The sequence below is a fragment of the Streptococcus sp. 2106 genome (genome assembly GCF_013277315.1).
Lineage (GTDB): Bacteria > Bacillota > Bacilli > Lactobacillales > Streptococcaceae > Streptococcus > Streptococcus pseudopneumoniae.
On sequence record NZ_VMMS01000063.1, the window covers coordinates 1 to 11331 of the forward strand.

General features: G+C 37.1%; 10 protein-coding genes and 1 pseudogene. 7 read left to right on the forward strand and 4 right to left on the reverse strand.

What is annotated here, in order from left to right; translation table 11 throughout:
- The first annotated feature begins 193 nt into the window (after nucleotides 1-193).
- On the forward strand, nucleotides 194-1624 hold the full coding sequence (locus HT723_RS07270) for an ATP-binding protein (protein WP_172934925.1): 1431 nt from the start codon (nucleotides 194-196) through the stop codon (nucleotides 1622-1624).
- A 223-nt stretch (nucleotides 1625-1847) separates the two neighbouring features.
- On the opposite strand, the gene rpmG is transcribed toward HT723_RS07270, so the two are convergent.
- The 4 genes and pseudogenes from rpmG to HT723_RS07290 form a co-directional block, all read right to left on the reverse strand.
- Nucleotides 1848-1997 (reverse strand): 50S ribosomal protein L33, encoded by a 150-nt coding sequence (rpmG, locus tag HT723_RS07275; protein ID WP_001265622.1) that lies wholly within the window; start codon nucleotides 1995-1997, stop codon nucleotides 1848-1850.
- A 15-nt stretch (nucleotides 1998-2012) separates the two neighbouring features.
- Nucleotides 2013-2195, reverse strand: a complete 183-nt coding sequence (rpmF, locus tag HT723_RS07280) for a 50S ribosomal protein L32 (RefSeq protein WP_000290417.1) — start codon at nucleotides 2193-2195, stop codon at nucleotides 2013-2015.
- A 151-nt stretch (nucleotides 2196-2346) separates the two neighbouring features.
- On the reverse strand, nucleotides 2347-2547 hold the full coding sequence (locus tag HT723_RS07285; protein WP_000796544.1) for a PTS ascorbate transporter subunit IIC: 201 nt from the start codon (nucleotides 2545-2547) through the stop codon (nucleotides 2347-2349).
- Between the two features lie 2 nt (nucleotides 2548-2549).
- A pseudogene (locus HT723_RS07290) lies at nucleotides 2550-3547 on the reverse strand (SPFH domain-containing protein).
- A 190-nt stretch (nucleotides 3548-3737) separates the two neighbouring features.
- On the opposite strand from HT723_RS07290, the gene HT723_RS07295 reads away from it, so the two are divergent.
- The 6 genes from HT723_RS07295 to ilvD all read left to right on the forward strand — a co-directional run bounded on the left by HT723_RS07295 (nucleotide 3738) and on the right by ilvD (nucleotide 11141).
- Complete coding sequence (locus HT723_RS07295) at nucleotides 3738-5768, forward strand: BglG family transcription antiterminator (RefSeq protein WP_000460921.1); 2031 nt, start codon at nucleotides 3738-3740, stop codon at nucleotides 5766-5768.
- A gap of 3 nt (nucleotides 5769-5771) precedes the next feature.
- Nucleotides 5772-6056: a PTS sugar transporter subunit IIB gene (locus tag HT723_RS07300; RefSeq protein WP_000912476.1), complete on the forward strand. Its 285-nt coding sequence runs from the start codon at nucleotides 5772-5774 to the stop codon at nucleotides 6054-6056.
- Nucleotides 6057-6068: 12 nt separating this feature from the next.
- Complete coding sequence (locus HT723_RS07305; protein ID WP_000975299.1) at nucleotides 6069-7415, forward strand: PTS ascorbate transporter subunit IIC; 1347 nt, start codon at nucleotides 6069-6071, stop codon at nucleotides 7413-7415.
- 3 nt (nucleotides 7416-7418) lie between these two features.
- Complete coding sequence (locus tag HT723_RS07310) at nucleotides 7419-8276, forward strand: transketolase (RefSeq protein ID WP_023941546.1); 858 nt, start codon at nucleotides 7419-7421, stop codon at nucleotides 8274-8276.
- A complete protein-coding gene (locus tag HT723_RS07315; RefSeq protein WP_023941547.1) occupies nucleotides 8273-9205 on the forward strand; it encodes a transketolase family protein in 933 nt (310 codons plus the stop codon). Before HT723_RS07310 ends, HT723_RS07315 begins: the two co-directional genes overlap by 4 nt.
- A 232-nt stretch (nucleotides 9206-9437) precedes the next feature.
- Nucleotides 9438-11141: a dihydroxy-acid dehydratase gene (gene ilvD / locus HT723_RS07320; RefSeq protein WP_172934926.1), complete on the forward strand. Its 1704-nt coding sequence runs from the start codon at nucleotides 9438-9440 to the stop codon at nucleotides 11139-11141.
- The last annotated feature ends 190 nt before the right edge of the window (nucleotides 11142-11331 follow it).

The window sequence follows — 11331 nt, forward strand, 5'->3', positions numbered from 1 at the left end:
TATATACAACAAACAAAAAAGTTGAAAAATAGTCGAAAAATCCAGATGTACCAAGGTATTAAGTAAGGTCGGCGGAGAATTAAGTGATAAAGTCGGGAGTTTTTGGACTTAGAAATTTGATTTGTTGATTTAACCCAAAAAATGGTCTAGTTGTTGTGATATAATAAAATTAATTATTTTTAGGAGTAAGTAAATGGAACAAGGTTTATCATACTGGCAGTTTGCGCCAGAAAGTCAGTATTTGGATAGAAAAAGCGCTCGTAAAAAACCATTGGAACTCTTAAGACATTTGATTGCCTTCGCGAATGCAGAAGGTGGCCAATTAGTCATTGGTATTGAGGATGAAAAAAGAAATAATATTATTACAGGTTTTAAGGATGGGAATGCGTATCCAATTGAAGAGTTTGAAAAACTTAAGGGAGCATTAAGAGATAATCCTCTAAGTTTAAAATTTACTAAATTAGAAGTTAAAAATTATAAAGAGGAAGAAGATTTTATTTTAATTATTTCTGTAGAAGTATCTACTGATAGAGTGATTACTGCTCCCAACGATGATGTTTATTTACGACAAGGTGATGAATCTGTTAAATTAGGTTTTGAACAACGTATACAGTTGAGTTACGATAAGGGGCAACGTCATTTTGAGGATGAAATTGTAGCAGGAGCAACTTTAGATGATATTGATGAAGAACTTGTGAATGAGTATAAGACCAAATTTGTGAGCAAAGATAGAAGTACAGAAGAAATACTGAAAGCTAGGCGCTTATTAGTTGATGGTCAGTTGACTAAAGCCTCTATTCTATTATTTGGGAAGTATCCATCTAGTTTCTTCCCTCAAGCAAGGATACGTTTTTTACGATTTGATGGCGTTGATATGGGTACGGGAAGTACATTCAATGTCGTTAAAGATGTGACATTTGAAGATGCCCTTCCAATTCTAATTAATAAAGTAAGGGATTTTATTCGTACACAGCTTCGGGAGTTTCAATATTTAGATGATAATGGCCAATTCCAAATTCTACCTGAATATCCTGAATTTGCTTGGTTTGAGGGAGTTGTCAATGCAGTGACGCATAGGAATTACTCAGTATCAGGTGATTATATTAGAGTTATGATGTTTGATAATCGTTTGGAAATTCATAGTCCAGGCAAATTACCAAATATTGTTACAGTTGAGAATATAAAACATGAACGCTTTTCTAGAAATCCTCGTATAGCTAGAATTTTGACAGAATTTGGGTGGGTTAGGGAAATGAATGAAGGGGTGAAACGTATCTATACAGAAATGGAATCATTCTTTCTACATGAACCAAAATATTCTGAATCGGGGAATAAGGTTATGTTAACTCTAGAAAATAATATTGTCAGTAGGCATTTAAGAGTTAGCGATAAAATTGCACAAAAATATGACCAATTTAGTGATCTAAACGATGATGAAAAAACTATTTTATACATCATGTATAATACAGGTGAAAAAATGACAACATCTCTAGCTTCTGAAATAACTAATCGAAGTAGAAATTTTGCTAGTAAGTTATTAAGGAATCTTGCAAATAAAGGAATACTTGAATGGCATGGCACTAGCAAGCAAGATAGAAATCAATACTATACATTGGTTAAGTAGAGTGCAGTAGAGTGCAGTAGAGTGCAGTAGAGTGCAGTAGAGTGCAGTAGAGTGCAGTAGAGTGCAGTAAAGTGTAGTAACGTGCTAAAATTACCTGATTCAAATCAGCTTTACAAAAAAAGATTGTAGGATAAGTAGAGTCTGAATTGAAATATAAGATAATTAACCAAAAGAAAAAAACGCTGATCAGCGTTTTTCTTCTGTATTGATTCGTATTGAATGCTTACTTAACTTCTGTAAACACAACGTGTTTGCGAAGTTTTGGTGAGTATTTCTTCAATTGAAGGCGGTCTGGAGTGTTACGTTTGTTTTTAGAAGTAAGGTACAAGCGTTCACCAGATTCTTTGTGTTCAAGTGTAATATTTACGCGCATGGTATCTCCCTTCTATTATTCAGCTGATGCAGCTTTAGCGATTTTACGTCCTTTGTAGTATCCTTTAAGTGATACACGGTGAGAACGTGAGTAATCTCCAGTAGTTTCGTCAAAGTTTACAGATGGAGCTGTTACTTTGTAGTGTGTACGACGTTTGTTTTTCTTCGCTTTTGAAGTGCGACGTGCAGGTACTGCCATTTTGATTTCTCCTTTAGGTATTTATATTCGATTCAATCTACTGATTTTCATCAACCATACTAGGATAACACATTTTTTTTGTAAAGTAAAGTTACTTGACAAAAAAAGATGAAAAAATTCTCCTGTCCGACTTGTCAGACAGGAGAAGATGTTAAATATCAATCTCAAATGGTTCGTCAATGGTTTCTGATACGTATTTTCCGTCTTTCTTCCGTTGCTTGACACACTCTGTGAGGAGATATTCTATTTGCCCATTGACTGAACGAAAGTCGTCTTCTGCCCATGATGCGAGTGCAGCGTATAACTTTGTTGAGAGTCGAAGGGGGATCTGCTTTTTTTTAGCTTCAGCCATCTTTAGTAAAGACTTCCTGTGTTGACAATTGGTTGTGCATCATGATTGCCACAAAGAACGACAAGGAGATTTGAAACCATGGCAGCTTTTCGTTCTTCGTCAAGTTCTACCAATTCCCCTTCATTGAGCCGTTCTAGTGCCATTTCAACCATTCCTACAGCACCATCTACAATCATCTTACGTGCATCAATAATGGCAGATGCTTGTTGGCGTTGAAGCATAACGGCAGCAATTTCTGGAGCATAAGCTAGGTAAGTGATACGTGCTTCAAGGATTTCCAAGCCAGCATCCTCAACACGACTTTGGATTTCTTCACGAATACGGTTAGCAACAATTTCGCTAGAGCCACGGAGACTACCTTCATCTGCTTGCCCGTCACCCGTAGTATCCACATTAGGAGACACATCGTAAGGATAGATGCGGACAATATTACGGAGGGCGCTATCACATTGCAATGAAAGATATTCTTTGTAGTTATCAACGTTGAAGACTGCCTTAGCGGTATCGACAACTCTCCAAGTTACCGCGATACCGATTTCTACAGGGTTTCCTAAGCAATCATTGATTTTTTGACGAGAATTGCTCAAGGTCATGACTTTGAGGGAAATCTGTTTCTTGCCAATTTCAAGATTTACATCATTGTCATTTGATGATTTAGCTCCTAAAAAAGGAGATTTTGTGCTAACATCACCACTTTGTCCAAGTCGAGTGTGGTTTGCAGGGTTGACTGCTACGCTGAAGGGATTGACAAAGTAAAAACCAGGTTCTTTGATGGTACCTGTATAATTACCAAAGAGTGTCAGAACCAGAGCTTCCTGAGGTTTGACAACTTTTAAACCAGCATGAGCTAGACCTGCAATTACGATTAGTAAAGGTCCGATAATAATTCCAAAAATGTAACACCCATTATAAATATAAAGACACCAAGTACGAGCGTCAATTCAATGAGAATCAATGCGAATACACCATTTGGTTTTGAATTGATTAGTTTTTCAGTCATAAGAATGACCTCCCATTATTTGATATCTAAATGATATCACTTTGTTTTTAAAAGTCAATAGAAAGTTGAAAATAATCACTAAAAACTTTCAGCCCAATAATTTCTTTTAAAAGGTGAGATTATATTGTGCTCAAATACTCTTTTATTCTTATAACTTTTACACTATAATTGTAGTTAGAAAGGAAGAGAAATGTTTGATTATAGAGCACTAGTTATTTTGATGACTTTGATGGATCATTGTGAGCTATCATTATATGAATTATCTGTTAAGGTGAGCTTACCTATAAAGGAAGTCAAAGAAGGAATAGATTATTTAGTGCCTTATCTAGCTAATAAAGGGATAGTGCTGGATAAAAAGCAAGGTCGCTATAGTTTATCAAATCGTACGAAGCAGTCTTTGACAGATATTATTAAGTCGGATGAATTGGTTTTACCAAAGTCGACTCGCTTAGCTTTAATCTATCTTTACACTTTTTGCCGATTAGATTTTATATCGAATAATCATTACCAAGACTTTTTGAAAGTAAGTAAGAATACAACCTTATCTGATATTCAATCATTAAGAAAGATTATGTTAGATAATGATTTGGAGCTAGGGTACAGTAGAGCAAAAGGTTATACTTTACACGGTTCAGAGTGGAATAAGCACCGCTTAGCTTTTCAAATGGTTAGTGAGTTGCTGGAATCCTCCATAGGGATTTGGGGTTTGGATTATGTTTTATCCAGTTGGGGGTATTCATTAACTTATGATTTGATAAATCAGGTAGTTAAAGATTATTATGAGAAGCTACAGCTAGTACCTATTGTTAATCAATTAAAAGTTTGCCTTTTCGGTTTAGTATTCATTCTGTGTAGGTATCAAAGGGATGTTGAAAGAGTATGTCTTTCAGAGACATTAGTATCTCCTGTTATTCAAGATATAACCACTATTTTATTGGATACAGTGGTTGATTTGGGAATTATAGATACGGTGTTTTCTGAGGATGATTATCGCTATATCACAGTTTTATTATCAAGTTGCTTTGAAGGTGAAGTAGATGTTGCTCCGGTTTACTTTAATCAACTAACAGAGGCTATTATAAGTAGAATGGAAGATATTTCTTTGTTACATTTTAAACAAAGGGAAGGATTGAGAGAAAATCTTCGCCGCCACCTTATACCGGCTTACTATAGATTAAAGTTCGGCCTACCTAGTTCAAATGAATATGTATTGCATGTTAAAGAACATTATCCTGATTTATTTGAATTAGTCAAAGATTCTTTGATGCCCTTGATGGACGCTATTGACAATCCCATACCTGATAGTGAAACAGCATATTTTGTTATCCATTTCGGAGGTTATTTAAAGAAAGCAGATACTTTGCCTCAAAAATGCTATAAAGCAGCAATCATTTGTCCTAATGGTGTTAGTTCTTCATTGATGTTAAAAGAGAATCTATTAGCATTATTTCCTCAAATTGAGTTTATAGGAACCTCAAAGATTGATGATTTACAGGTGAAAGCTAGTAGTGACTATGATATGGTTTTTTCTACCATAAAGGTGGAGACAGAAAAGCCAAATTATCTAGTTTCGGTTATGATGACTGAAGAGCAAGCAATACAACTAGTAGAACTAGTGTTAAAAGATTTTCCGAATTTAGAGTATGGAGATTTTGAGATTGAACAAATCCTGAATATTGTCAAAAGATATGGAATTATTACACAAGAATTGGAATTAAGATTGGCGTTAAAGAATTATCTTTATCAAAAAAATGATAGAAAGGAAATTGTACCAGTGCTAGAACAACTTATTACCAAAGAAACCTATCAGGTTAGTTCGCAAAAATTAGGATGGAAGGAGGCGATTCGTTTAGCAGCTAAACCGCTTTTGGATCAAGATAAGATAACGGAGAACTACCCTGAGGCAATGATTCAAAAAGTAGAAGAGTTTGGGCCTTTTATTAATTTAGGGAAGGGAGTAGCAATTCCTCACGCTCGGCCAGATGAAGGTGTGAATGAAATAGGAATGTCAATGTTAGTTTTGGAAGAACCGATTTATTTATTGGATAATCCAGAACAGGAGGTAAGATTGTTAATTTGTATTGCAGCCATTGATAATGAGAGTCATTTAAAGGCTTTGTCACATTTAACAACAATTTTAAGAGATAAAAATCATGTTCAAACTTTAATATCATCAAAAAACTATGATGACATTAAAATGATAATTAAACAGGAGGATTAGATAATGTTAAAAATTGGTACAGCTTGTGGTTCAGGATTAGGTTCAAGTTTTATGGTACAGATGAATATTGAATCTGTATTGAGTGATTTGAATGTTTCGGATGTAGAAGTTGAACACTATGATTTAGGTGGAGCAGATCCAAATGCAGCGGATATTTGGATTGTTGGTCGTGATCTAGCTGATTCAGCTAGTCATCTTGGAGATGTTCGTATCTTAAATAGTATTATTGATATGGATGAACTACGAGAATTAATTACTAAACTTTGTGAAGAAAAAGGACTTATATAGGAGGCTAGCGTCATGATGAAGTTCATATTGGATATTGTTAGTACACCAGCTATTTTAGTAGCTTTAATTGCAATCTTAGGATTAGTTCTTCAGAAGAAGAAATTACCTGATATTATTAAAGGTGGAATTAAGACCTTTGTTGGTTTCTTAGTTGTATCTGGTGGTGCAGGAATTGTACAAAATTCTTTAAATCCATTTGGTACCATGTTTGAGCATGCTTTTCATTTATCTGGCGTTGTGCCGAATAATGAAGCAATTGTAGCTGTAGCTTTAACAACATATGGCTCAGCTACTGCAATGATTATGTTTGCAGGCATGGTGTTCAATATCTTAATCGCTCGTTTTACTCGATTTAAATATATCTTTTTAACAGGGCACCACACTCTATATATGGCGTGTATGATTGCGGTCATTTTATCAGTTGCTGGCTTTACTAGCCTGCCTCTTATCTTACTAGGAGGATTAGCACTCGGTATTATTATGAGTATTTCCCCAGCATTTGTGCAAAAATATATGGTTCAATTAACTGGAAATGACAAGGTGGCTTTAGGTCATTTCAGTTCTTTGGGATATTGGTTGAGTGGTTTTACTGGTAGCCTTATCGGTGACAAATCAAAATCAACAGAGGACATTAAATTTCCAAAGAGTTTAGCTTTTTTACGTGATAGTACTGTTAGTATTACTTTATCCATGGCAGTTATTTACATTATTGTAGCTATCTTTGCAGGGTCAGAATATATAGAAAAAGAAATCAGTAGTGGTACAAGTGGTCTAGTTTATGCTTTACAATTAGCAGGTCAATTTGCAGCAGGGGTATTTGTTATTTTAGCAGGTGTTCGCCTTATTTTGGGTGAAATTGTTCCAGCCTTTAAAGGTATTTCAGAGCGTCTTGTACCTAATTCAAAACCTGCTTTGGATTGTCCGATTGTTTATACTTATGCACCCAATGCAGTTCTAATTGGATTTATCTCTAGTTTTGTTGGTGGTTTAGTAAGTATGGCAATTATGATTGCTTCAGGAACGGTTGTTATCTTACCAGGTGTTGTGCCTCATTTCTTCTGTGGAGCGACTGCAGGTGTCATTGGGAATGCATCTGGTGGTGTTCGTGGAGCCACTATTGGAGCATTTTTACAAGGTATTTTAATCAGTTTTCTTCCAGTCTTTTTAATGCCAGTTTTGGGAGGACTTGGTTTCCAAGGATCAACTTTCTCAGATGCAGATTTTGGTCTATCAGGAATTATTTTAGGAATGTTAAATCAATTTGGCTCACAAGCAGGCATTGTGATTGGTCTTGTTCTTATTCTAGCAGTTATGTTTGGAGTATCCTTTATTAAAAAGCCATCTGCAAAGGAGGAATAAGGGATGATTTTAAGTGAAAATAGAGAAGATGAGTTAAGAAAATTTGCGACTAACATCCGATTAAATACTCTTAGAACATTGAATCATCTTGGATTCGGACATTACGGAGGAAGTCTGTCTATAGTAGAAGTTTTAGCAGTGCTTTATGGTGAAATAATGCCAATGACTCCAGAAATATTTGCAGCACGAGATAGAGATTATTTTATATTATCAAAAGGTCACGGAGGACCAGCTCTATACAGTACACTCTATTTGAATGGTTTCTTTGACAGAGAATTCTTATATTCTTTAAATACAAATGGAACCAAATTACCGTCTCATCCTGATAGAAATCTAACGCCGGGCATAGATATGACAACTGGATCTTTAGGACAGGGAATTAGTGTTGCAACTGGACTTGCATATGGTCAGAGAATAAGAAAGAGTCCCTTTTATACTTATGCTATTGTTGGAGATGGTGAGTTAAATGAGGGACAATGTTGGGAGGCTATACAGTTTGCTTCTCATCAACAGTTATCCAACTTAATTGTATTTGTTGATGATAACAAAAAACAATTAGATGGTTTTACAAAGGATATTTGTAATCCAGGTGATTTCGTAGAAAAATTTTCAGCATTTGGATTTGAATCCATTAGGGTCAAGGGTTCAGGTATTAGAGAAATTTATGAAGGGATTGTTCAATTAAAACAGTCAAATAATTTATCACCTAAGTGCATTGTATTAGACACTATTAAAGGTCAAGGGGTTCAAGAGCTGGAAGAAATGAAATCCAATCATCATCTTCGCCCTACTGTAGAGGAGAGACAAATGTTAACTTCAGTTGTAGAAAGATTAAGTCAGGAATTGGAGGAAACAGAATGATGAGAAGTACGAAGGAATTACGGCATGTATATAGAGACTTCCTTTTAGAGGCTAACCAAAGTTATTCTGATATAGTAGTTTTAGAAGCAGATTTGTCAAGTTCGATGGCTACTAATAATCTTGAAAAGGACTTTGGAGATCGTTATGTGAATGTTGGGATCATGGAAGCAGAGATGGTCGGACTTGCAGCAGGTTTATCTATTCAGGGGTTTAGACCTTATCTTCATACATTTGGCCCTTTTGCTTCACGAAGAGTATTTGATCAATTATTTATTTCTCTTGGATACGCACAATTGGATGCCACTGTGATTGGATCAGATGCAGGAGTAACTGCAGAAATGAATGGTGGGACACATATGCCATTTGAAGAAATTGGATTGTTACGTTTAATTCCTAAATCAATCATTTTCGAAGCAACTGATGATATCCAATTTCGTGAAATCTTGAACCAGACATTAGACTTAAAAGGACTAAAATATATTCGAACAATTCGAAAAGCTCCAGAGGCTGTATATCAAGGTGGAGAAGATTTTTCTAAAGGCTACGTTGAGTTAAGACATGGTGAAGATGTTGTAATCGTTGCTTCTGGCATAATGGTTGCTCCAAGTATTCGAGTTGCAGATGAACTATCTAAATTAGGTTATTCAGTAGGTGTGATAGATTTATTTAGAATCAAACCGATACCAGAACAGATAAAAACAATGTTAAGTGGAAAAACTATATTTACTGTAGAAAACCACAATCAGATAGGTGGAATTGGCAGTGCTTTATGTGAATTATTCTCTGATGATGGAATGACAAAAATTCATCGGATGGGTGTTCAAGAAAGATTCGGTCAAGTAGGGAAAATGGATTATCTTCTTAATGAATATGGTTTGAGTGAATCGAATATAAAAGAGAAGGTTCTAGAAATTTATAATGCAAGATAGATGTTAAATACACTGTTCTGAAAGAATTTTTGTAACAATTACAGTACGTTATTTAAAGAAAGCGGATTAAAAAGCATATTCTGGTCATCAGAAAGTACACTAATCCGCTTTGTTGTTTTTAGTTTTAAATATTTCATATGTATATAGAATTTTCTGAAAATTCAAGAATTTCCTTCTGTTCATTGCTTTTAAAATGTGCTATAATAGTAAAAACTGAAATGGGAGGGAACAAATGACTGAATTAGATAAACGTCACCGCAGTAGCATTTATGACAGTATGGTAAAATCACCAAACCGTGCTATGCTTCGTGCGACTGGTATGACAGATAAGGACTTTGAAACACCGATTGTGGGAGTGATTTCGACTTGGGCGGAAAATACACCATGTAACATTCACTTGCATGATTTCGGGAAACTGGCTAAAGAAGGTGTCAAATCTGCAGGCGCTTGGCCTGTACAGTTTGGAACTATTACCGTAGCAGACGGGATCGCTATGGGAACGCCTGGTATGCGTTTCTCTCTAACATCTCGTGACATCATCGCGGACTCCATCGAGGCGGCTATGAGTGGTCACAACGTGGATGCCTTCGTCGCTATCGGTGGCTGTGACAAGAACATGCCTGGATCTATGATTGCCATTGCCAATATGGATATCCCTGCAGTCTTTGCCTATGGTGGAACGATTGCACCGGGAAATCTTGATGGCAAAGACATTGACTTGGTTTCTGTCTTTGAGGGTATCGGAAAATGGAACCACGGTGACATGACAGCTGAGGACGTGAAACGTCTTGAATGTAATGCCTGCCCTGGCCCTGGTGGCTGTGGTGGTATGTATACTGCTAATACCATGGCGACTGCTATCGAAGTTTTGGGTATGAGTTTGCCAGGTTCTTCATCTCACCCAGCTGAATCAGCTGATAAGAAAGAAGATATCGAAGCAGCAGGACGTGCTGTTGTTAAGATGTTGGAGCTTGGTCTCAAACCATCAGATATCTTGACTCGTGAAGCCTTTGAAGATGCCATCACTGTGACGATGGCTCTCGGTGGTTCTACAAACGCCACTCTTCATTTGCTTGCCATTGCCCATGCTGCCAATGTTGACTTGTCACTTGAGGACTTCAATACGATCCAAGAGCGTGTGCCTCACTTGGCCGACTTGAAACCATCTGGTCAGTATATCTTCCAAGACCTCTACGAAGTCGGTGGTGTCCCTGCGGTTATGAAGTACTTGTTGGCAAATGGATTCCTTCATGGAGATCGCATCACATGTACTGGTAAGACAGTTGCTGAGAACTTGGCTGACTTTGCAGACCTCACACCAGGTCAAAAAGTTATCATGCCACTTGAAAATCCAAAACGTGCGGACGGTCCGCTTATCATCTTGAACGGAAACCTTGCTCCTGACGGTGCAGTTGCCAAGGTATCAGGTGTTAAAGTGCGTCGTCACGTTGGGCCTGCTAAGGTCTTTGACTCAGAAGAAGATGCCATTCAGGCTGTTTTGACAGATGAAATCGTTGATGGCGATGTAGTCGTTGTTCGTTTCGTTGGACCTAAGGGTGGTCCTGGTATGCCTGAGATGCTGTCCCTTTCATCCATGATTGTTGGTAAAGGTCAGGGAGACAAGGTTGCCCTCTTGACGGATGGACGTTTCTCTGGTGGTACTTATGGTCTGGTTGTTGGACATATCGCTCCTGAAGCTCAGGATGGTGGACCAATTGCCTACCTTCGTACAGGCGATATCGTTACGGTTGACCAAGATACCAAAGAAATTTCCATGGCCGTATCCGAAGAAGAACTTGAAAAACGCAAGGCAGAAACAACCTTGCCACCACTTTATAGCCGTGGTGTCCTCGGTAAATATGCCCACATCGTATCATCTGCTTCACGCGGAGCCGTGACAGACTTCTGGAATATGGACAAGTCAGGTAAAAAATAAACTCATACTCTTCGAAAATCTCTTCAAACCACGTCAACGTCGCCTTGCTGTAGGTATGGTTACTGACTTCGTCAGTTTTATCCACAACCTCAAAACAGTGTTTTGAGCTGACTTCGTCAGTTTTATCCACAACTTCAAAACAGTGTTTTGAGCAACCTGCGGCTAGTTTTCTAGTTTGCCCTTTGATTTT

Coding starts and splice junctions, on each gene's coding strand:
- HT723_RS07310 (WP_023941546.1), top strand. CDS start 7,419: ATGATTTTAAGTGAAAATAGAGAAGATGAGTTAAGAAAATTTGCGACT.
- ilvD (WP_172934926.1), top strand. CDS start 9,438: ATGACTGAATTAGATAAACGTCACCGCAGTAGCATTTATGACAGTATG.
- HT723_RS07270 (WP_172934925.1), top strand. CDS start 194: ATGGAACAAGGTTTATCATACTGGCAGTTTGCGCCAGAAAGTCAGTAT.
- HT723_RS07305 (WP_000975299.1), top strand. CDS start 6,069: ATGATGAAGTTCATATTGGATATTGTTAGTACACCAGCTATTTTAGTA.
- HT723_RS07315 (WP_023941547.1), top strand. CDS start 8,273: ATGATGAGAAGTACGAAGGAATTACGGCATGTATATAGAGACTTCCTT.
- HT723_RS07300 (WP_000912476.1), top strand. CDS start 5,772: ATGTTAAAAATTGGTACAGCTTGTGGTTCAGGATTAGGTTCAAGTTTT.
- HT723_RS07295 (WP_000460921.1), top strand. CDS start 3,738: ATGTTTGATTATAGAGCACTAGTTATTTTGATGACTTTGATGGATCAT.
- HT723_RS07285 (WP_000796544.1), bottom strand. CDS start 2,547: ATGGCTGAAGCTAAAAAAAAGCAGATCCCCCTTCGACTCTCAACAAAG.
- rpmF (WP_000290417.1), bottom strand. CDS start 2,195: ATGGCAGTACCTGCACGTCGCACTTCAAAAGCGAAGAAAAACAAACGT.
- rpmG (WP_001265622.1), bottom strand. CDS start 1,997: ATGCGCGTAAATATTACACTTGAACACAAAGAATCTGGTGAACGCTTG.